The organism is Paraburkholderia sp. RCC_158 (assembly GCF_041355255.1).
Lineage (GTDB): Bacteria > Pseudomonadota > Gammaproteobacteria > Burkholderiales > Burkholderiaceae > Paraburkholderia > Paraburkholderia graminis.
In genome coordinates this window covers 286,553-308,270 of the sequence record NZ_JBFUPM010000005.1, presented here as the reverse complement: position 1 = coordinate 308,270, position 21,718 = coordinate 286,553, and the positions used below count along the sequence as shown (strand labels likewise).

Genomic DNA, 21,718 nt, shown 5'->3' with positions numbered 1-21,718 from the left:
CTGCCTCCCTGGTTAGCTCATCACGAGTATTTCGCCGCGCCCGTCGACGGCGGCGTCGCCCGCATAACGGCGCGGCAGCGCGGCCGCGCGCCACTGCGAAAACGGCGCGATTTCGCCCGCGAGACTGCGTACGAGCAAGGACCAGAATACGTCGAAGCCGCGGCCGCCGTCGGCGAAAGTGGGCGGCAGACTAGTGGGACGCTGCGCAAGCAGCAGGGTTCCGCGCCGCATACCGTACGCATAGTGTGCGCCCAACCGGCCTGCAATGCCGATGGTCCCCGCCACGAGCCGCGACGCCGCGAAGTCGCCCGCATCGCCGCCGACCAGCACGAGCCCGCGACGCATCCGGTCGGCGAGCCGCGCGCCCGCGTTGCCGTGAATCGTCAGCGTGCCGCCCGTCATTCCTTCGACGTCGCCGGCGAGCGCGCCCGCCGCGAAATCGCCGCAATCGCCCGCGACGGTCAGCCGTCCGCCGCGCATTTCGCAGGCGGTGAAGTGACCGGCGTCGCCGTCGATACGCAGCACGCCGCCCGCCATCTGGAAGCCGCTGTGATCGCCCGCCGAACCGCGCACGATCAGATGGCCTTGCGTCATCCGTGCGCCGAGACGGTCGAGCCACGGGACGGCGTCTTCGATCACGAGCGCGGCTTCGGCGTTCTGTGCGTTGTGTGCGTCGGGCGCTGCGTCGCCGTCGCGCGACACATCGAATACATCGCCGACGACGCAGCGATCGTTGCCCGCCGGCAGCACGAGGCGCTCGATGTCCGCGACCGCGAGCGCCGCCAGCGTTGCCGGCAGCAGCGCCGAAGCATCGACGCGAAAACCCGGTGCGGTACGCACGCGCAATGTCGTCACGACGCTCATGCGCTGCTCCCGCCGAGGCCGCCGGCCAGTTGATGCAGATGGAAGTGATACGGGCCGAGCTTGCCGCCGTAATTGCCTGCGGAAATGCGCAGCAGGCCGCCTGCGCGCCCGAGCCCCGCAGCGGCGACGATGCCCCCCGTCATCGCCGCGCCGACATCCGCTTCGGTGAGTCCGTCGATCACGATTTCCAGCACGCAGCCCACTTCCGCGCTCAACTCGCTGCGCGCGGAGAGGCCGGCGAGCGTGGGACAGAACGCGTCGTTGGTGGACGCGGTCGCGCCTTTGTACTTCGAGCCGACCTTCGATCCCGACCGTACGACGCCGCCAGGAAACGGCAGGATCACGCTCGGCAGGCGGCGCATCGCGTCGACGGCGGCTTCGGCGGCGGCGAGCGCAGCGTCGATGTCGCGCGCGAGCAGGATCAGATTGCCGCCGCCCACGGCCTTCACCGTGGGCGCGGTTTCTTCGCAGACGAACTCGCCGTCCATCACCGGCACGCGCCAGTAACGCGTGTCCCCGAGCATCTTCGAAATCTGCCAGCCGTCGCCGAAAAAGCGCAGGTTTTTGCCGAGCGGCGCGAGATCCGACAGCGGCGCGCGGCTCGTTTGCGGATCGATGCCGCGATACACGGCCGTGGTCGGACACGTGAGCACGCATTGACCGACGCGCCGCTCGATCTGCTTCGCCAGTTCCTTCGACGACACCGCGAACAGCAGCACCGCGACGCCGGGGCGACCATCCGGCGTGTCGTCGCCCTCGAGCGTGCGTTCGATGCCCGCCTCGCAGCCGCAGCCGATCACCGAGGTCGCGAAGCCCGTCAGCGAGTGCGCCGCGTTCATCGCCCACGCCGGCGTATGCGCGGTGATGACGAGCCGCGTCGCCTTCATCGGAAACGCTTCGGCGAAGGTGGCGTCGATCGTGGTGCCGTTGATCTGCAGGGTCGGCGTGTCGCTCATCGTGTGCGGGTCACGGTTCGGGGTGACGGTCGTCGGGTCAGCGGTTTCAGCCATGTCGTTGACCGTTCGCGAAGCATTCGACCGGCAACAGCTTGCCGCCGCGGCAGCAGTGGCAGATCTCGTCGTCGCCGATTGCGGCATGCGCGAAGTTGCTCGCAAGATTCGCTTCGCTGTACGCGCGGATTCGCTTCTCGATGCCGCGGTCGAATTCGGGCGACACGAAATGAATGCCGCCCGTTGGCGTCGAGACGAGCGTGCCGTCGCGCGCGACCAGTTCGCCGTCCTTGAACACATAAGCGGGCGACGTGAACATCCGCTCGCGGTCGGCATCGTCGCGATACACGGCGATGTCCGCCGCCGCGCCCACGCCGAGATGGCCGCGGTCCTTCAGGCCGAGCAGACGCGCCGGCCCCGCGCGCGTGATGGTCGCGATCTCGTACAGCGAGAATTCGCGCGTCAGTTGCGGCAACGCGCTCGCCACTTGCGCGTCGGGATGCAGCTTCGCGAGTTGCTCGTCGCGAAACGATTTGTCCATCAGCAGACGAATCAGATGCGGATAGCTCGTAAACGGTCCGCCGTTCGGATGATCGGTCGTCATCGCGACGCGCCACGGGTCGTCCACCAGCAGAAAGATTTCGAGCCCGATGATCCACTGCAACGCATTCACGTAGCTCTGCTCGCGATAGCGGAACGGCACCACGCCGCAGCCGGCGTCGCATTCGATGTCGCCGACGATCCACTTGTGCGGCCGCGCGAGCGGCGCGTTGCGGAACTGCATCATGGTGTCGCCGGAAGCGGTGACGGTCTGCCCGAAGATGATCTGGCCGACGTCGATGGACACATTCGGCCGCGCATTCACGGCTTCCGCGATGCGCCGCGCGCCCGACGAAAACTTCTGCGGCCCTTCGACGCCATAGCTATGAAACTGGATATGCGTGAGATGGATCGGCAGGCCGTCGGCGGCGTCCATCGTCGCGATCGTCGAATCGATGTTGCCGGGCACGCCGAGATTGCTCGCGTGCACATGCAGCGGATGCGGCACGCGCAGTTCGGTGAGCGCGCGTGTCAGCGTGTGCAGCACTTCGCGCGGCGTGATGCCGTAATGCACGTGCGGTTCGTCGACATCGAGCGAGCGCTGGTTGAACTTGAACGCCGAGATGCCGCCCGGATTCACGACTTTCACGCCGAGCGCCTTGCTCGCATGAATCGTCCAGCCGACGTAGTCGCGCAGATGCTCGAAATCGTCGCGCGCGGCCAGCATTTGCAGGAACAGCTCGTCGTTGCCGAGCATCACGTACGCGCCGTGATCGATGATCGGCGTGTCGCCCATCTCGAGGTGCGTGTGGCGCGCGTTGGAGGCGATCATCGCCGGTTCGAATGCGGCCGTGTAGCCCATTTCGGCGTAACGGTAGCCGGTTGCGAGCGTGCCCGGCGCGCAGACGCCGCAAGACGGCAGGCGCAGATAGCGGCCGTTTGCGTCCTGCACGGATTCATAGGATGCGTCGCGCACGGGATCGTCGCGATGATCTTCTGGCAGCAGGAGACGTGACAGATTGGTCTTGCCGCCGCCGATATGCGAGTGCATGTCGATGCCGCCCGCCATCACGATCATGCCGGTCGCGTCGTATTCGCGGTCGGCTGGAGCGTTCGCGGGGACGTCGACGATGCGGCCGTCGCGGATTGCCAGGTCGCGGCGCTCGCCGTCGACGCCGTTGGCCGGATCGAAGAGGGTGCCGCCCTTGAGGCGGATGAGCGTCATGGCTGGGCCTCTGCGTGAGACGCGGCGAGCGGCGTGGCCAGCAGCGCGCCAAGCTTTGCGGCAATCGTTCCGACCGACGGAAGCCCGGCGCGGCGCGCGGCGGTGAGCGGCATCACGACCGAGCTGTCCACACGGAACAGATGCCCGCCGCTGTCCACAGCCGGTGTCGCCACCGGAATAAACACGGTGTTCTTGCCGCGAGCCGCCGCGCGCTGCGCGAGAGCCGGATGCCCGAGCACGATGAGCGGCACATCGTCGGCAAGCGCTTCGGGCCACGCGGGCGGCGCGAAACACGCGACCCACAAGAGCGCGTCGACTTCGCGATCCGCGAGCAGTCTTTCCGTGCGATAGCGATACGGATCGTAGTCGAGCGGCGCGGTGCCCGCGATACGCGCCGGTGTCGATACGCGCGTGCGAAGCGGCAGGCCCGAGAGCCATGTCACCGTCTGGTTGACCGTCAACGCGCCGTCATCGCCGCCGAGTGCGAGGCCGCCCGCGCGCGACTTCAGATTCGATGCCTTCACGATCCGGTTCAACGCTTCGATCAGCAACGCAGCATGAGGGCCGGGCAACGACGCGGGTTCGTACACGAGCACCGTGTAGCGCGCGGCATCGATGCGAGCCTGTAGCGCCTGCAACGCGGCAAGCGTGCGCTGCGCGTCTTGCGCATCGGCGACGTCCTGATGCAGCGAAGTCGGCGGACGGCGATCGCTGATCGTCGACCACAGCGCGAGCGTATCGAACGGATCGGCGTCGGGCAAAATCGACTCGACCCGCACATGCTCGCAGCCAGGTCCACTCGCCGCCGGGTCCGCTTCGCAGCCGATGAACACGAGCTCGCGCGGCGTCGTCGTTCCCTCGATGGTGCGCGTGAAAAAGCGCGGATAGCGCCGCGATGGCTGGCAGCCGAAAAACAGCAGCAAATCGGCGCGCGACCGCACTTCGGAAAGCGTCGTGAAGAACGAGCCGCGGTCCTGAAGCGCGAGCGTCGCGGCGCTCATTGCATCGCCATGCCGATGATCGAGGATCGCGCCGCAGCCGGCAGCCAGCGTGTACAGCGCACGCGCGCCGGCCACGTCGGTCGCCAATGCGCCGAACAGCGGCCGCCGCGCCGACGACAGAATGTGCGCCGCGCGCGTGAGCGCCGCGTCGAGGTCCACCGCGTTTCCGTCGATGCTCGCACTGCATTGCGCATCCGCGGCGCCATAGTGCGTGAGCGCTTCCAGGAGGCGCGGGCAATCGGTGTTCTGCGCAGCGAGCGTCGCGTCGTCATGCGATTCGATCGCGAGGTCATCGCAAAGCAGCGGACAGAACGGGCAGGTCCAGTCGCGCGTGATCGACGCGGCGGCCGAGGTGGCCGCGCCCGATGGGTTGGTCGTCGACGGATCGGTGGGCGAGAGGTGCATGGGGCGACTTTTAGCAAGCTCCATGCCGATGCATTTCATCGCGCGGCAATAGTGCGGTGCAAATGCGTGGTGCTTAGGTCGCGTTGGCTTGAACGCGTATGCCGGGCGAACGGCCGCGAGGGCGCGTCGTGTCCAAACTCAAACCCGCAAACGCCTGCCGATTGAACAGCGTGCCCGACTTCGCGAAGGCCGCCCGCCGCGCCGCGCCGCGCTATGCGCCTGCGTTGTCCGCGTACAGGTTGTGTGCCGTTCTGGAGCAGAGTGTCACCCGCGGCCCGCGAAAGCACGATAAAGCCTGGCCGTTGTTTACCACCGCACCGCTTCCGCCGATTGGCATGGAACTTGTTTTGCTCGCCTACGTCGACGCTGCGAGCGGCAGGCCGATGCGGCCATCGTGCAACGCCGACGCGACGAGCCACGCGCTTGCGCCGGTACGCGCCGCAGCAGTCAGATCGTCGCGATCGCGAATGCCGCCCGCGCCGATCACCTGAGTATCGGCAGGCGCACTGGCTCGAATGCGTTCGAAGGTGGCGAGATCGGGACCGTCGTAGCTGCCGACCTGATCGAGCGTCATCGCGATGACTCTGCGCGGCCACCATGAGCGCGCGGGCTCCGGGCATTCGTGAGCGGCAGCGGCGCTGAGCAGTTGGCCCGCGCGATGGTCGAGCGAGAGGATCGGCGAGGCTGGCGAGGTTGGCGACGCGGTTGTTTCGGCGGCGCGCAGTGCGTGAATGTCTTGCAACGATTCGGTGCCGAATACCGGCACGAGCGTCGCGAGCGTGTGCTGTGGGTGTTGCGAGTGTTGCGGGTGCTGATTGCTTGCGTCGATGCGCGCGAACAGCGCCTGCATCGACGCGAAGTCGGCATAGCCCGCGTCGAGCCAGATGTCGATGCCGGGCAGCGCGGCGCGCAACGCGGCAAGCGTCTCGATGTGAGCGCGCTGCTGAAGGATCGCGCCGAGGTCGGCGATGTAGAGCGTGCGGGCGCCGCTTGCAGCAAGCAGCGCGCGGGCGATGGCAAGCGGCTCGCTGGTGGCGGCAAGCGACGAACGTATCGGCAGATAGGCGCTCCGTTCGCCGCGTACCGCGCGCACGACGTGGCCGTCGAGCAGATCGAGAACCGGTATCACCTGCATAGGGGCGCGTCCTTTGACCAAGATCTTTGTCTTCGAGTATCTCACCGGCGGCGGCATCGACCCGGCATTGGCCGGCGCGGCGAGTCTCGCCGACCTGAGCGCGCTGATCGTCGAAGGCCGCGTGATGCGCGACGCGCTGGTCGCGGACCTGCGTCAACTCGACGATGTCGAGGTGAGCTTCGCAACCTCGCGCTTTGAAAACGTCGACCCCGCGCTCGCTCATTGTATGGCCGCGCCGGGCGAATCGATGACGGCTTTCGTCGCGCGCGCGGCTCGCGAACATGACTACGCATGGATCGTCGCGCCCGAATGCGACGGCTTGCTGCTGCATCTGTACGACGCGGTCGGCGCGGCGCGCTGGCTCGGCTGCGCGAAGGAAGCGATCCGCGTCACGTCGAGCAAGAGCGCGACCGCCGCGTGCCTCGCCGCGAAGGGCATTGCGACCACGCCGGCCATCGAGCCCGGTCATGCGGCGGCCAATGCAATGGCTCACGCGGGGCGCAAGTGGGTCGTGAAGCCGGACGACGGCGCGGGCGGACTCGACACCTTCGTATTCGACGATTTCGCCGAAGCCTGCACCGAATACGATGCGCGCGCGGCAGCGGCGCGTAATCCGGTGTTGCAGGAGTGGGTCGACGGCGAGCCGCTGAGCCTTTCGCTGATCTGCGACGGCAAGCGCGTCGAACTCGTCAGCATCAACCGGCAACGGATTGGGCTCTCGGAGAGCACGGCGCCGGGGCAGCGCGCGAGCATCGTCGAATTCGACGGCGTGACGGTCAATCAGATCGACAAGGCCAGCGATCAGGGACGGACGCTGCGCGAACTCGCTCATCGCGTCGCGGAGGCGATACCGGGGCTGCGCGGTTTTGCCGGAATCGATGTGGTGTGGCATCCGTCGCGCGGTCCTGTGGTCATCGAGGTCAATCCGCGACTGACTGTGGCTTATGCGGGTTTGTCGGCGGCGCTTGGGCGCAACCTTTCCGCGGTGTTGCTGGGCGCGCATGGGGTTCGGGTCGGCGAACCTCGTGAAACCACGAGCGCGGCGGCGCGCGAGTTCGACACTCACTCCGCTTGCGGAGCGCAACCATGAACGCGCCGCGCATGGAACCGGTAGGCCGCTCGCCGGTGTTCGGCTGGGACGTCGGCGGCGCGCATGTGAAGGTGTCGATGAGCGATGCCGGCGGCGTGCTGCTCGACGTCGGCCAGTGGGCCTGCCCGTTGTGGCAAGGGCTCGAACATCTCGAGCGCACGATCGACCTTGTATTCGAGCGCTGGCCGGTCGCGAAGACCTACGCGGCGCGTCATGCGGTGACGATGACCGGCGAAATGGTCGACCTCTTCGAGGACCGCTCGCAAGGCGTGCGCGCGATTGCCGCCGCACTGGCGCAGCGGCTCGGGCCGCGCGTCGCTTTTTATGCGGGCGACGCGGGCTGGTTGACGCGCGAGACGTGCGCGGCCGGCTGGCGCAGCGTCGCGTCGGCGAACTGGCTCGCGACCGCCCACTGGCTCGCGACGCGCGTGCCGAATGCGTTGCTGATCGACATCGGCAGCACGACGACCGACATCATTCCGGTCGCGAACGGGCGTGTGGTTGCGCGCGCATCGACGGATGCCGGGCGGCTCGCGACCGGCGAACTCGTGTATCAGGGCGTGGTGCGCACGCCGCTGTGTGGCATCGCGCGGCGCATCGAATTCGGCGGCGCGGCCGTCAACGTGATGAACGAATGGTTCGCGAGCACCGCCGACGTCTACCGGCTCACGGGCGAACTCGCGCCGCAATACGACCTCTACCCGAGTGCCGACAATGGCCCGAAAACCGAATTGGCGAGCCGAAGGCGGATCGCGCGGATGATCGGCCGCGACGCGCACGAAACGAGTCCCGCCGAATGGCGCGCGTTCGCGTTGCGCTGGCGCGAGCTGCAATTGCGCGAGATCGGCGCGAACCTGACGCGCGTGACGGCCGCGCATCCTGAACTGGCCGCCGCGCCGCTGGTGGGCGCGGGCTGCGGACGTTTTCTCGCGGCGGCGCTCGCACGCGAGGAGGCGCGCGGCTACATCGATTTCGGCACGCTCGCGGGAGGCGCGGCGGATCAGGCGGAGTGGGCGGCGACCTGCGCGCCGAGCGTCGCGGTGGGTTTGCTTGCAGCGGCGCGGTATGGGAACGCGGGCGACGTGACGGCCGGCGAGGGCGCCGCGAGCGTCGATGCGGCTTTTCGCGCCGCGTGAAGGGGACGCGGCCGATGCAGTGATTGTGGCTAGAGGAAAACGCAGGCAAACGGCACAAACCATCCACAGGAGGACCGGCATAGAAGCAAACAGGCAGCGAAGCGGACAAGCAAACGAGGTTAATCGCAAACGAGGACGACGATCATGTGGGTGGTCAAGATCGGGGGCAGCCTGAGTCATGAGCCGGCGCTGCGCCAATGGCTCATGGAGCTATGCGAGGTGGGGGGCGGGCGCATCGTCATCGTTCCCGGCGGCGGCGATTTCGCGGACAAGGTGCGCCAGTACCAGAGCGAGTGGTGTTTCGACGACCTCGCCGCGCACAACATGTGTCTGCTCGCGATGACCCAGTACGCGCTTCTGATGCAGGGCGTGCTGCCCGAACTCGTGCTGGCATCGAGCGAGGCGAAGATTCGCCGCGCGCTGCGCGATGGTCACGTCGCCGTCTGGGTGCCGACCGCGCTGATGCGCGACACGCCCGACGCGATGAGCAACTGGGACACGACCTCGGACAGCCTCGCCGCCTGGCTCTCGACGATGCTCAACGCCGAGCGCCTGATCGTCGTGAAGTCGTGCCCGATAGCGGGAAACGAACGGCTCGACGCGCTCGCGGCGTCGGGCGTGGTGGACCGCCGTTTCGTCGATTACGTGAACGAAGCGAACTATGTGGTCGAGCTTTTCAACAAGGACAACGTCGAATTGATGAGAGACCGGCTGTTGAATACGCCGGTGATTTGAAGGCTGCCGCAGTGGTGCATGCGTTACCTGCACGACATGCGGCTCTTGCAGCGAGCCGTTGTCGCCCCGCGCGCTCGTTAAACGCCGAGCGTACCCACCACCACAGAATCCACGTCGCCACCCGCGCCTCGAACGCCGCCCGATCCGCTATGCAGCGCATCCGCCCAATCGGCGACGCGTTGCGGATCGAGCCGCGAGCGCCGGCCATCGACGCACAACGCCGTGCGAAAGCCCGCCACATCCGGCGCAAGCGCGCGAATCTGTTCCAGTTGAGCGAGGCCCAGCGAGCCGGCGAGGCCGCACATCGCGCCTTGCTGTCGCACGAGCCGCAGCCAACGCGCGAGCGAATCGCTGTCCACGTGATCGAATAAAGTGCTGCCGTCTTTCGTGGATGTGTCGAACATCACGCCGACAAAACCAAGCGACGCGGCATGCGCGACCAGCTCGCCCTCCATGCCGCCGTCGCACAGCAGCACCGGCACGACCGCGGCCGGCAGATTCGCGAGTTGTTCGAGGCAACGGCGCGCGGCCGGTCCGGGCGTCACGCCGACCTTCACGTAATCGACGCCCGTATCGCTCACATCGATCACGCGCGCGGCGATTTCGTCGAGCGCTTCGGGCGGAAGGTCGCCGATCGTCGCGCTGATCGGCTTGACCGGATAGCGGGCGCGAAGCTCGCGGACGATCCGCGCAATATCGCCAATCGACAAACCGCCCAACGCGCCCGCGTTCGGCTCTTTCAGGTCGATCAGGTCCGCGCCGGCGCGGGCCGCCTCGAATGCTTCGTCGTGCGAGCGGACGCTCGCAAGCAATGCCGTCATCGGTATTCTCCGAAAAAAGCGGAAAAAGCGGGAGAGATACGAAAAAAGCGAACTAGGCGGCCTGGCCGCCGGGCGACGCAAGCCGCTCGCGATGTCGCGCGATCGCCGACGTGAGCCATCCCCACGCGGTGCGTTCAATCTCGCCGGCGGTTTTGTCGATGGCGATCTGCAGATAGGCCATCTCGCGATCGACCTTGTCGGCCGGCAGCATGAAGAGCCGGCTCACGAGAATCGAGCCTTCGACGACCGCCGCCTGCGCGCGGTTAAAACCCGTGAAGGGCGCATGCGTTTCGCGGTGCACGCATTTCATCCGCAGCACGGGGCGCTCGTTGTCGTCGCGCAGCTCGTGCAGTTCGAACTCGGCGTGCGCGAGCGATTCGGCGAGTCTCACGCTCGCGACGCGGCTCGCTGCCAGCGTCGGCCAGTCGGTTGCGCAATGCGTGACGCAGCCGGCGAAAACGCGGACGTCGGTGGTGAAGTTGAGAACCGCCGCGCGGGTGGCGACGATATTGTCCAGCGTGACGGACGGACGAAAAGGCGACAGGACGACGAAGTCGCCCTCGTAACGGGCTCCCATCGGCGCGACATGTGGACGGCCATCGCTCGCTGCGGTAGTGACGATCGTTTCGTGGATCATGGATGGGAACGCATGTCGTGGCAGCACGTCAGGCCGCCCGTATGGCTGACGATTAACAATCGGTCCGCAGAGGGGCCGCATTACGCGGCCCATGCGGGCTTAACGCGTAGCGATATACATCGTGATTTCGAAACCAAAACGCATATCGGTGTAGCTCGGAGTCGTCCATTGCATATGTGCTTCCTCCATCGGTTGATACAGCGTCACGCCGTCGGTCCGGCAAGGCGCCGGACTTCATGGGCATCATCGGCTACGCAAGGTTCGTGCCGCAATGGCAATCGCACTCGATGCAGCCGATGCCGCGCCGCGACACGGTTTTCGCCGGATAGCGGCGGCGGTAGCTTCGCACGCCGCGTGGGTGCCTGACGGCAGTTCGTGCGGCGCACTGTTCCGATAATGCAGCAAAGTGTGCCACCTTGCAGCAAAGACCCTGATGCGGGTGTCACTTAGGGTTCGTCCTGAGCACTAGCATCTGGTGCTGGTCGGTGAGGACGGCATTTGAGTTCACCTGCCAAAACCCCACACCACCGTGTGCGATGAATAACCGATCGCTTAACTCTGCCAAATAAAATCGTGAATTCCCGTCGATGACGACCTTGCCTACAGTGCACACAAGCGCTTCGTTCTTCCGGCAGCGCGCCTGTCCACCATCGAGGATACGTCATGAACGATTTCAGTCAACCGGCGATCGAGTCCCTCCACAAGCCGCGCAATGCGGGCGATCCTCGCGAGCGTTATGCCGCAGGCGTGATGAAGTATCGCGAGATGGGCTACTGGCAACCGGATTACACGCCGAAAGACACCGACGTCATCGCGCTGTTTCGCATCACGCCGCAGCCGGGCGTCGATCCGGAGGAAGCGGCCGCCGCGGTGGCCGGCGAATCGTCGACGGCAACCTGGACCGTGGTCTGGACCGATCGCCTCACCGCGTGCGACATGTACCGCGCCAAAGCGTATCGCGTCGATCCGGTGCCCGCGTCGAGCGCGAGCGAGCCGCAGTACTTCGCGTACATCGCGTATGAACTCGATCTCTTCGAGGAAGGCTCGGTCGCGAACCTGACCGCGTCGATCATCGGCAACGTGTTCGGCTTCAAGCCGCTCAAAGCGCTGCGCCTCGAAGACATGCGCATACCTGTTGCTTATCTGAAGACTTTCCAGGGACCGCCGACGGGCATCGTCGTCGAACGTGAACGGCTCGACAAATATGGCCGGCCATTGCTGGGCGCAACCGTGAAGCCGAAGCTCGGCCTCTCGGGCAAGAACTATGGCCGCGTCGTCTATGAAGGTTTGCGCGGCGGCCTCGATTTCTTGAAGGACGACGAGAACATCAACTCCCAGGCTTTCATGCACTGGCGCGACCGTTTCCTCTTTTCGATGGAAGCGGTGAACCGCGCGCAGGCCGAAACCGGCGAGGTGAAAGGGCACTACCTGAACGTCACCGCGGGCACGATGGAAGACATATACGAGCGCGCCGAATTCGCGAAGCAACTGGGTTCGTGCATCGTGATGATCGACCTCGTGATCGGCTGGACCGCGATTCAGTCGATGGCACGCTGGGCGCGCAAGAACGACATGATCCTGCACCTGCATCGCGCGGGGCACAGCACGTACACGCGGCAACGCAATCACGGCATTTCGTTTCGCGTGATCGCGAAGTGGCTGCGCATGGCGGGCGTCGATCACGCACATGCGGGCACGGCGGTCGGCAAGCTCGAAGGCGATCCGCTGACCGTGCAGGGCTTTTACAACGTGTGCCGCGAGGCGCATAACGAAGTGGACCTGTCGCGCGGCATCTTCTTCGATCAGCCGTGGGCCGGTTTGCGCAAGGTGATGCCGGTGGCCTCGGGCGGCATCCACGCAGGGCAGATGCATCAACTGCTGGACCTCTTCGGCGACGACGCGATCCTGCAGTTCGGCGGCGGCACCATCGGTCATCCGGGCGGCATTCAGGCGGGCGCTGTTGCCAATCGCGTCGCGCTCGAGTGCATGGTGAAGGCGCGCAACGAAGGGCGCGACATCCGTCAGGAAGGGCCGGAGATTCTGGAAGCAGCGGCGCGCTGGTGCGGGCCGCTCAAGCAGGCGCTCGATACGTGGCGCGACGTGACCTTCAACTACGCGTCGACTGACTCGCCGGATTTCGCGGCCACGCCGACGGCAGCCTAGGTCGTTAAGCAGCTTAAACCCCGCATCAAAAGATCACGGATGCAAGTTCGCAGCGGTGCCGACGCACCGCGCGTGACACCGCTTGCGCCGTCCGAACGTTGCAGTCAATCAATCGCGAGGTACGTCATGCGTATTACACAGGGCACGTTCTCCTTCCTGCCTGAATTGACCGACGAGGAAATCGGTCTGCAGATCGACTATGCATTGAGCCAGGGCTGGGCCTGTTCCGTCGAATTCACCGACGACCCGCATCCGCGCAATACGTATTGGGAAATGTGGGGCCTGCCGATGTTCGACCTGCACGATGCAGCCGGCGTGCTGCAGGAAGTAAAAGCGTGCCGCGCGGCAAGGCCCGATCATTACATCAAGGTCAATGCGTTCGATTCGGTGCGCGGCTTCGAGACGATGCGCCTGTCGTTCATCGTCAATCGTCCCGATCATGAGCCGGGCTTCCGTCTGACGCGTCAGGACGGGCCAGGACGTTTGCAACACTACGGCCTTGCAGGCTATGCGAGCGACCGGCCTTCGGGCGAACGCTACGGCACGGAGCATTGATACATGAACCTCGCGCTGCCGCCCCATATCGATCTCGCCGCGCTGTATCGCGACTCGGGCATCGGCGACGTGCTCGCGGAACTCGACCGCGATCTCGTCGGGCTCGTGCCGGTCAAGACGCGCATCCGCGAGATTGCCGCGCATCTGCTGGTCGAGCGTGCGCGCGAATCGCTCGGTCTCGCGAGCGGCGCGCCGACGCTGCACATGTGTTTCTCGGGCAATCCGGGCACGGGCAAAACCACGGTTGCACTGCGCATGGCCGAGGTCTTGCACCGGCTCGGCTACATTCGCCGCAATCATCTCGTGTCGGTCACGCGCGACGATCTGGTCGGCCAGTACATCGGCCACACCGCGCCAAAAACGCGCGATGTGCTGAAGCGCGCGATGGGCGGCGTGCTGTTCATTGACGAAGCATATTACCTGTACCGTCCCGAGAACGAACGCGACTACGGTCAGGAAGCCATAGAAATCCTGCTGCAAACGATGGAAAACCAGCGCGACGATCTCGTCGTGATCCTCGCCGGTTACGCGTCGCGGATGGAAGTGTTCTTCGAGAGCAATCCGGGTTTTCGCTCGCGCATCGCGCATCACATCACGTTTCCCGATTACGGCGACGCGGAATTGCTCGACATTGCCGAGCGCATGCTCGCGACGATGCATTACCGCTTCGACACGGATTCGCGGCGCGCTTTCGCGGACTACCTCGCATTGCGCACGCGTCAGCCGAATTTTGCCAATGCGCGCTCGGTGCGCAATGCGCTCGACCGCTCGCGGCTGCGCCAGGCCAATCGTCTTTTCGCGAGAGCGATCGACGGCGGCGCGCCAATCGACGCAGCCGCGTTGACGCTGATCGCAGCCGAGGACATTCGCGCGAGCCGCGTGTTCGCCGAAGCGTCCGCCCATGCGTCGAACGCAGATACGCCCGACGCGCCCGATGCGCCCGAAGCGCACCACACCGCCCCCGCGCCGCCAGGCTGAAACAGAACAACCTCAGGAGATCGCCATGCAAGACGGACGCACGACCCTTTCGAAGTTTCTGATCGACACGCTCGACCGCCAGCCTTGCGCGGCGGGAACCGCGCAAAACGCGGGCCTTTCCGCGCTGCTGATCGACGTGGCCGCGGCCATCAAGTCGATTTCGGCGATGCTCACCAAGGGCGCGCTCGGCGGGCATTACGGCTCGGCGCACAGCGTCAACACGCATGGCGAGGAACAGAAGAAGCTCGACGTCGCCACCAACGAAGTCTTCGTGCAGCACTGCGAGTGGGACGGTCTCCTCGCGGCGATGGCCTCCGAAGAAATGGAGCGCGTCTACACGATTCCGCAGCACTATCCGCGCGGCGACTATCTGCTCGCATTCGATCCGCTCGATGGCTCGTCGAACATCGACATCAACGGCGTAGTCGGGTCGATCTTCTCGGTGCTGCGTCATGTGGACGATCGTCCCGCCGACGCCGAAGAACCCGTGGGCGAATCCGCTTTTCTGCGGCCGGGCCGCGAGCAGGTCGCGGCGGGCTATGCGATCTACGGCCCTTCGACGATGCTCGTGCTGTCGGTCGGCAACGGCACGCACGGCTTCACGCTCGAACGCGACATCGGCAATTTCGTGCTCACGCATTCGAACATCCGCATTCCCGCGGAAACTGCGGAGTTCGCGATCAACGCATCGAACGAACGCTTCTGGGAGCCGCCGGTGCGCCGCTATGTGCAGGAGTGCAAGGACGGACGCACCGGCTGCCGGACCGAGGACTTCAACATGCGCTGGATCGCCTCGATGGTCGCAGAAGTGCATCGCATCCTGATGCGCGGCGGCGTGTTCATGTATCCGCGCGACTCGAAAACGCCCGGCATGCACGGGCGCCTGCGGCTTCTGTACGAAGCGAATCCGATGAGCTTTCTGGTCGAGCAGGCGGGCGGTCTTTCGATTACAGGCCGCGAACGCATTCTCGACGTCGTGCCGCACACATTGCATGGCCGCGTGCCCGTGATTCTCGGCTCGCGCAACGAAGTCGAGCGCATTGGCCGCTATCACGGCGAGTACGACCGTGGCGAGGACCAGCCGTTCACGTCGCCGCTCTTCGGCCGACGCTCGCTGTTTCTGCCGGGCTTCACCGCCTGATTGCGCGCAATGCAGGCTCGCACTGACGCAGAGCGGCCGAACACAACACTACTATCCGGAGACAAGCGCATGTCAATCAAACACCCGATCATCGCGGTGACCGGTTCGAGCGGCGCCGGCACGACGACCGTGATGAAGAGCTTTGCCCATATTTTCAGGCGCGAAAAGATCAACGCGCAGATCGTGGAAGGCGACGCGTTTCACCGCTACGACCGCAACGGCATGCGCGAAGCAATGAAACAGCACGAGCGCGACGGCGTGCCGAACTTCAGCCACTTTGGACCGCAAGCGAATCTGCTGGAAGAACTGGAGGCGCTGTTCGCCAGCTACGGAGAGACCGGCACCGGCAAGTTTCGTCACTACGTGCACGACGAAACGGAGACGCGTCTCTACAAGCAGGATGCCGGCACGTTCACGCCGTGGGAAGACGTGCAGCCCGACACTGACCTGATGTTCTACGAAGGTCTGCACGGCGCGGCGGTGACCGACCACATCGACATCGCGCGGCATGCGGATCTGCTGATTGGCGTGGTGCCGACCATCAACCTCGAATGGATTCAGAAACTGCATCGCGATCAGACCATGCGCGGCTACTCGCATGAAGCGGTCGTCGATACGATCTTGCGGCGCATGCCCGACTACGTGAACTACATCTGCCCGCAGTTTTCCCGCACGCATGTCAATTTCCAGCGCGTGCCGACCGTGGATACGTCGAACCCGTTCATTGCGCGCGAGATTCCGCAGCCCGACGAGAGCTTTGTCGTGATCCGCTTCGCGCGGCCCAAAGGCATCGACTTCCAGTATCTGCTGACCATGTTGCACGACTCGTTCATGTCGCGGCCGAATGTGATTGTCGTGCCGGGCGGCAAGATGGGCCTCGCCATGCAACTGATCTTCACGCCGATGATTCTGCAACTGATCGACCGGCGCTCGCGAGCGTAAGCCGTAGCCGCGGCCGTAACCGCGGCCCAGCCGCAAAGACCCGACGCGAAACACCGGCTTGCTGTTCCAAGGAGACATTCGATGAGCGCCGTCGCAGAATCGCTTGCATTACCTGAAACCCGCCTGATGGCCGACGCGCTGCGCATGCTCGCCATCGACGCCGTCGAAGCGGCAAAGTCGGGCCACCCCGGCATGCCGCTCGGCATGGCCGAGATCGCCGTTGCGTTGTGGGACCGGCATCTGAAACACAATCCGCGCAATCCGGCATGGCCCGACCGCGACCGCTTCGTGCTGTCGAACGGACATGGTTCGATGCTGTTGTACGGGCTGCTGCATCTCACCGGCTACGATCTGCCGATAGACGAACTGAAACGCTTTCGTCAATTGCACAGCAAAACGCCGGGGCATCCCGAAGTGGGCGTGACGCCCGGCGTCGAGACGACCACCGGTCCGCTTGGCCAGGGCCTCGCCAACGCGGTCGGCATGGCGCTCGCGGAAGCGCTGCTCGCGCATGAGTTCAATCGACCCGGCCATACGATTGTCGATCACCGTACCTATGTGTTCGCCGGCGACGGCTGCCTGATGGAAGGCATTTCGCACGAAGCGGCATCGCTTGCGGGCACGCTGAAGCTCGACAAACTCACAGTGCTCTACGACGACAACGGCATCTCCATCGATGGCCATGTCGCGCAGTGGTTCAACGACGACACGCCCGCGCGTTTTGCCGCATACGGCTGGCAGGTGATGCGCGACGTCGACGGTCACGATGCGGACGCGGTCGACCGCGCGCTGCAAGACGCGCGCGCAGCCGGCCGGCCGACGCTGATCTGCTGCCGCACGGTGATCGGCAGAGGCTCGCCTGGCAAAGCGGGCACGCACGATGTGCATGGCGCGCCGCTCGGCGCCGACGAAGTCGCGAATACGCGGCGCGCGCTCGGCTGGCCGTATCCGCCGTTCGTCGTGCCCGAGGAGGCTCGCTCGCAGTGGGATGCGCGCGCTCGCGGCGAGGCGGCCGAAGCCGACTGGAGACGCCGCTTCGAAGCGTATCGCTCGCACTATCCGCATGAAGCCGCCGAATTCGAGCGCAGGACGCAGGGCAGGCTGCCCGCGCATTGGCACGATGCCGTTCGCGCGATGCTGCGCGACGCCGACAGCGCGGCGCAAACCATCGCGACGCGCAAGGCTTCGCAGCAGACCATTGCCGTGCTGGCTCGCGCGCTGCCGGAATTGCTCGGCGGCTCGGCGGATCTGACGGGCTCGAACCTGACCAACTGGCAGGCGGCGGTGGACATCCACGCGGACGAAGACGGCCTGCGCGGCGGCAACTATCTGCACTACGGCGTGCGCGAGTTCGGCATGAGCGCGGTGATCAACGGTATCGCGCTGCATCGCGGGCAGATTGCGTTCGGCGGCACGTTCCTCACGTTTTCCGACTACTCGCGCAACGCGCTGCGCATGGCCGCGTTGATGAAGACACGCTCGATATTCGTGTTCACGCACGATTCGATCGGGCTCGGAGAAGACGGGCCGACGCATCAGTCGGTCGAGCACGCGGCGAGCTTGCGGCTGATTCCGGGGCTCGACGTCTGGCGACCGTGCGATACGGTCGAAACCGCGCGCGCGTGGGCCAGCGCGATCGAACGCAATGGGCCGACGTGCCTGCTGCTGAGCCGGCAGAACCTGCCGTTCGTCGCGCGCGACAGCGAACAGATCGACGCAATCGAGCGAGGCGGTTATGTGTTGCGCGATTGGCCGGAGGGTAATGCGCAAGCTCGCGTCGTGCTAATTGCTACGGGTTCCGAAGTATCGCTCGCGCTCGATGCGCTCGCGCTGCTCGCCGAAACGGGCATCGCCGCACGCGTCGTCTCCATGCCGTCGACCAGCGTATTCGACCGGCAGCCGGATGCATGGCGCGAAGCGGTGCTGCCGCCGGGCGTGCCGCGCGTCGCCGTCGAAGCGGGCGTGCGCGCGTTCTGGCGGCAGTACGTGGGCCTCGAAGGCGGCGTCGTGGGTATCGACAGCTTCGGCGAATCCGCGCCCGCTGCCGCGCTGTTCGAACATTTCGCGCTGACCGCGCAAGCCGTGGCCGACGAAGCGCGCCGCGTCGTGCAGCGCTTCGCTTCGCACGAGCGGCACAACAGAATCCAATGATTCGTTCCCGAGGAGTTTGCAATGGCCTTCATCGCACTGCGTCAACTACTGGATCACGCGGCCGAACACGGCTACGGCGTGCCCGCGTTCAACGTCAACAACATGGAGCAGATTCACGCGATCATGCAGGCCGCGGAGGAAACCGCGAGCCCGGTGATCCTGCAGGCGTCGGCGGGCGCGCGAAAGTATGCGGGCGAGCCGTATCTGCGTCATCTGGTGCTCGCCGCGCTCGAGGCGCATCCCGACATTCCGCTCGTGCTGCATCAGGATCACGGCGCGAGTCCGGCCGTGTGTCAGCAGGCAATCCGCTCGGGCTTTACATCGGTGATGATGGACGGCTCGCTGCTGCCCGATCAGAAAACGCCCGCCGCGTATGACTACAACGTCGACGTGAGCCGCCGGGTGGTCGAGGCGGCGCATGCGGTCGGCGTTTCCGTTGAAGGGGAACTGGGTTGCTTAGGTTCGCTCGAAACGGGCACGGCCGGCGACGAGGATGGCGTCGGCGCGCAAGGCCAGCTCACGCGCGACACTCTGCTGACCGACCCGAGCGAAGCGCAAATTTTCGTCGATGCAACCGGCGTCGATGCGCTCGCCATCGCAATCGGCACATCGCACGGCGCGTATAAATTCAGCCGCCAGCCCACCGGCGATATTCTCGCGATCGACCGCATCGTGCAGATCCATGAGCGCATTCCGAATACGCATCTCGTGATGCATGGGTCGTCGTCGGTGCCGCAGGAATGGCTTGCGGTGATCCGCGAATATGGCGGCGACATTCCGACAACGTATGGCGTGCCCGTCGAGGAAATTCAGCGCGGCATTGCGCACGGTGTGCGCAAGGTGAATATCGACACCGACATCCGGCTCGCGATGAGCGGCGCGATGCGCGAGTCGATGGCGAACGCGCGCGGCGAATTCGATCCGCGGGCCGCGTTGAAGGCGGCGACGGCGGCGGCGCGCGGCATTTGCGTCGAGCGCTTCGAGGCGTTCGGTTGCGCGGGGCAGGCGCCGCGCATCAAGCCGTTGCCGCTCGAGGCAATGGCGCGCCGTTATCACTGAACGCAAGGAGACATCATGCGTGATTTTCTGATTGCTCCTTCGCTGCTGTCCGCGGATTTTGCGCGTCTCGCCGACGAGATTCGCGACGTCACCGTGGCCGGCGCGGACTGGGTTCATCTCGACGTAATGGACAACCATTACGTGCCGAATCTGACGGTCGGGCCGCTCGTGTGCTCGGCGATCCGGCCGCATACGCGCGTGCCGATCGACGTCCATCTGATGACGATGCCGGTCGATCCGCTTGTCATCGCCTTTGCGGAAGCGGGCGCGAACACGATCAGTTTTCATCCGGAAGCGTCGCTGCATGTGCATCGGACGATCGAACTCATCAAGACGCAGGGCGCGCGCGTCGGACTCGCGCTGAATCCGGCCACGCCGCTCGCGGTGCTCGATCATGTGATCGAACGGCTCGACGTGGTGCTCGTGATGTCGGTGAACCCCGGCTTCGGCGGCCAGGCGTTCATACCCGAGACGCTCGCGAAGTTGCGCATGCTGCGTGAACGGGTCGACGCGACGATGCAGCGCACGGGTCGTCCGTTGCTGATCGAAGTGGATGGCGGAGTGAAGGCGTCGAACATCGCGCAGATTGCGGCGGCGGGCGCCGATGTGTTCGTGGCCGGTTCGGCGGTGTTCGGCGCGGACGACTATGCGCGGGCGATCAGCGACATGCGCGGCGAACTTGCGCAAGTGAGCGAATCGGACGAAAGGGCTTTGGCGGAAGTGCGCTGAAAAACTCGGGCGGCTGTTCGGTTTGGGAGAAATCGAACCGAATGGCGTCAGCGTTTTTTCATCGTTTCGCCAGGCGCGCACCATGCCGACAGATCCTGTTCCGGCCGCTCGACGGCGCAACCCCAATCGAGCGGCTGGTCCTGATCGAAGCGCTTGCCGAGACGCCACGCAATCTCGGCGCGCGCCAACTGTACGCCCATATAGAACGCGTGGCCGCCGTCGGCTTCGAGGTGAAGATCGGGGTAGAGCGCGAACGGATCGCCGGCTTTGAGATGACCGTCGCGGTTATAGACGTGAATACCTTCGTCGCTGACCTGCACACGAAAGTTAGGATCGCGAACATCGCGCGCGAATTCGTCGATTTCCGCCGCGCTATAGGGGAAAGGGCGCTTTGCGTGAACGGTCGCGAGATCGCCGTTGATGCCTTTGGGCAGCATGTGCGCTTCCCGTGCGGCGTGCATCACGCGGCGCGCGACGTCGGCTTCGCGCACCGCGCGCCGCGCGTGCAGGCTGACGGACGTCGTGAGCACCGCGCTCACGCGAAGCTCCGCGGCCATGCCGAGCAATACCGCGTTGATGCCGCTCGTGTCGGCTTCGGTCAACTCGGTCACGTTGCCGATGCCCATCATGATGGCCACGTCCGGATAGCGCTCGCGCAGCCTGACATAGCGTGCAATCGACGTCGCGAGACCGAACGGAATCGGATCCAGAATCGGATCGGCGAGAAACGCGCGGCCTCGCGCGGTTAAAAGTTCGATGGCTGCGTCGAGCGAAGCGGGGTCGCCCGGATCGCGCGCGACGAGGATCGGCGTGGACGGCACTTCGTCGGCGATCCATAGCGTGTCGAGGTTAAGGCTCATCAGATAGTCCGCGCCCGCCCGGCCGCCGCGCAGCAACTCGTCGGTGCGCATCGAATCGACGCTCACCCGATAGCCTTCGGCTTTCAAACGGCGCACCGCATCCTCGAGATGCGGAAACGGCGTTTCCGGCAGACAGCCGATGTCGATCACATCCGCGCCCTGCGCCGCGTAGTCGCGAGCACGCGCGGCGATGCCGTCGAGATCGAGGCGCGGCGCATCGACGATCTCCGCGAAAATCTCGGTCTCGTAGCGCGACAGGTCGACGGGTTTCGCCTCGCGGCCGAAGAATTGCGGCAGGTCTTTCACTTCTTCCGGTCCGCGCTCGAACGGCACGCCGTAGTGTTCGCTCAGCGCGGCGAGATCGCCACGGCAGCGCCCCGGCACGATCACGCGTTGCGCGGCGAGCGGCGCGGGCACGCGTCGGCGGATCATGTCGGCCGTCATCAGCGCCGCAACCTGCAAACCGATTTCGCGGATTTCCAAACTGAACGGCGTCGGCGCCATGCTTTCGAGCACGCGCACGAGGCTCTTTTCGGCGAGCCGGCCTGTCAGGAAGAGGATGTGGTCCATGTCAGTACGCGCCGAGCCGCCGGGCAGGTTT

General features: G+C 65.5%; 20 protein-coding genes. 11 read left to right on the top strand and 9 right to left on the bottom strand.

Translation table 11 applies throughout. The annotated features are described in order from the left end of the window. Positions 1-12: 12 nt before the first annotated feature. The 5 genes from AB6809_RS12980 to AB6809_RS12960 form a co-directional block, all read right to left on the bottom strand. Positions 13-864 (bottom strand): formylmethanofuran dehydrogenase subunit C, encoded by an 852-nt coding sequence (locus AB6809_RS12980; RefSeq protein WP_371026797.1) that lies wholly within the window; start codon positions 862-864, stop codon positions 13-15. Beyond that, on the bottom strand, positions 861-1,820 hold the full coding sequence (fhcD, locus tag AB6809_RS12975; RefSeq protein ID WP_371026836.1) for a formylmethanofuran--tetrahydromethanopterin N-formyltransferase: 960 nt from the start codon (positions 1,818-1,820) through the stop codon (positions 861-863). The genes AB6809_RS12980 and fhcD overlap by 4 nt, the downstream gene beginning before the upstream one ends. Before the next feature lie 46 nt (positions 1,821-1,866). Next, complete coding sequence (locus tag AB6809_RS12970; RefSeq protein WP_371026796.1) at positions 1,867-3,579, bottom strand: formylmethanofuran dehydrogenase subunit A; 1,713 nt, start codon at positions 3,577-3,579, stop codon at positions 1,867-1,869. Beyond that, entirely contained in the window at positions 3,576-4,985 is a 1,410-nt protein-coding gene (locus tag AB6809_RS12965; RefSeq protein ID WP_371026795.1) for a formylmethanofuran dehydrogenase, read from the bottom strand. The genes AB6809_RS12970 and AB6809_RS12965 overlap by 4 nt, the downstream gene beginning before the upstream one ends. A gap of 355 nt (positions 4,986-5,340) precedes the next feature. Then, a complete protein-coding gene (locus AB6809_RS12960) occupies positions 5,341-6,120 on the bottom strand; it encodes a HisA/HisF-related TIM barrel protein (protein ID WP_371026794.1) in 780 nt (259 codons plus the stop codon). A 13-nt stretch (positions 6,121-6,133) separates the two neighbouring features. Between AB6809_RS12960 and AB6809_RS12955 the strand changes: the two genes are divergently transcribed. The 3 genes from AB6809_RS12955 (at position 6,134) to AB6809_RS12945 (ending at position 9,081) form a co-directional block, all read left to right on the top strand. After that, the gene (locus AB6809_RS12955; protein WP_371026793.1) at positions 6,134-7,210 is read left to right on the top strand and encodes an ATP-grasp domain-containing protein; all 1,077 of its coding nucleotides are present in this window, start codon (positions 6,134-6,136) and stop codon (positions 7,208-7,210) included. Further along, a complete protein-coding gene (locus AB6809_RS12950) occupies positions 7,207-8,346 on the top strand; it encodes a hydantoinase/oxoprolinase family protein (protein ID WP_310400787.1) in 1,140 nt (379 codons plus the stop codon). The genes AB6809_RS12955 and AB6809_RS12950 overlap by 4 nt, the downstream gene beginning before the upstream one ends. A 144-nt stretch (positions 8,347-8,490) precedes the next feature. Further along, the gene (locus AB6809_RS12945; RefSeq protein ID WP_006046586.1) at positions 8,491-9,081 is read left to right on the top strand and encodes an aspartate/glutamate/uridylate kinase; all 591 of its coding nucleotides are present in this window, start codon (positions 8,491-8,493) and stop codon (positions 9,079-9,081) included. A gap of 77 nt (positions 9,082-9,158) precedes the next feature. Here AB6809_RS12945 and AB6809_RS12940 read toward each other — a convergent pair whose 3' ends face one another. From AB6809_RS12940 to pqqA, 3 genes are all read right to left on the bottom strand, one after another. Further along, positions 9,159-9,902 carry a (5-formylfuran-3-yl)methyl phosphate synthase gene (locus AB6809_RS12940; protein WP_310400784.1) on the bottom strand — a complete coding sequence of 248 codons (744 nt, stop codon included), beginning with the start codon at positions 9,900-9,902 and terminating at the stop codon, positions 9,159-9,161. Between the two features lie 52 nt (positions 9,903-9,954). Next, entirely contained in the window at positions 9,955-10,539 is a 585-nt protein-coding gene (locus AB6809_RS12935) for a DUF447 domain-containing protein (protein WP_114157070.1), read from the bottom strand. A gap of 99 nt (positions 10,540-10,638) precedes the next feature. After that, complete coding sequence (gene pqqA / locus AB6809_RS12930) at positions 10,639-10,713, bottom strand: pyrroloquinoline quinone precursor peptide PqqA (RefSeq protein WP_013342881.1); 75 nt, start codon at positions 10,711-10,713, stop codon at positions 10,639-10,641. Positions 10,714-11,202: 489 nt separating this feature from the next. On the opposite strand from pqqA, the gene AB6809_RS12925 reads away from it, so the two are divergent. The 8 genes from AB6809_RS12925 to rpe all read left to right on the top strand — a co-directional run bounded on the left by AB6809_RS12925 (position 11,203) and on the right by rpe (position 20,257). Next, entirely contained in the window at positions 11,203-12,702 is a 1,500-nt protein-coding gene (locus tag AB6809_RS12925) for a form I ribulose bisphosphate carboxylase large subunit (protein WP_114157071.1), read from the top strand. A 126-nt stretch (positions 12,703-12,828) separates the two neighbouring features. Continuing rightward, positions 12,829-13,257: a ribulose bisphosphate carboxylase small subunit gene (locus AB6809_RS12920; protein ID WP_006046591.1), complete on the top strand. Its 429-nt coding sequence runs from the start codon at positions 12,829-12,831 to the stop codon at positions 13,255-13,257. Between the two features lie 3 nt (positions 13,258-13,260). After that, entirely contained in the window at positions 13,261-14,235 is a 975-nt protein-coding gene (gene cbbX, locus AB6809_RS12915; RefSeq protein ID WP_006046592.1) for a CbbX protein, read from the top strand. A gap of 25 nt (positions 14,236-14,260) precedes the next feature. After that, a complete protein-coding gene (locus tag AB6809_RS12910; RefSeq protein ID WP_006046593.1) occupies positions 14,261-15,376 on the top strand; it encodes a class 1 fructose-bisphosphatase in 1,116 nt (371 codons plus the stop codon). Between the two features lie 69 nt (positions 15,377-15,445). Further along, a complete protein-coding gene (locus tag AB6809_RS12905) occupies positions 15,446-16,318 on the top strand; it encodes a phosphoribulokinase (RefSeq protein WP_006046594.1) in 873 nt (290 codons plus the stop codon). 81 nt (positions 16,319-16,399) lie between these two features. After that, positions 16,400-18,469: a transketolase gene (gene tkt / locus AB6809_RS12900; RefSeq protein WP_371026792.1), complete on the top strand. Its 2,070-nt coding sequence runs from the start codon at positions 16,400-16,402 to the stop codon at positions 18,467-18,469. A 21-nt stretch (positions 18,470-18,490) separates the two neighbouring features. Next, complete coding sequence (gene fba, locus AB6809_RS12895; protein WP_371026791.1) at positions 18,491-19,528, top strand: class II fructose-bisphosphate aldolase; 1,038 nt, start codon at positions 18,491-18,493, stop codon at positions 19,526-19,528. A 15-nt stretch (positions 19,529-19,543) separates the two neighbouring features. Beyond that, positions 19,544-20,257, top strand: a complete 714-nt coding sequence (gene rpe, locus AB6809_RS12890; protein WP_006046597.1) for a ribulose-phosphate 3-epimerase — start codon at positions 19,544-19,546, stop codon at positions 20,255-20,257. A gap of 47 nt (positions 20,258-20,304) precedes the next feature. Here the strand turns inward: rpe and AB6809_RS12885 are convergent, their stop codons facing one another. After that, positions 20,305-21,687 carry a DUF6513 domain-containing protein gene (locus AB6809_RS12885; protein WP_371026790.1) on the bottom strand — a complete coding sequence of 461 codons (1,383 nt, stop codon included), beginning with the start codon at positions 21,685-21,687 and terminating at the stop codon, positions 20,305-20,307. Positions 21,688-21,718: the final 31 nt, after the last annotated feature.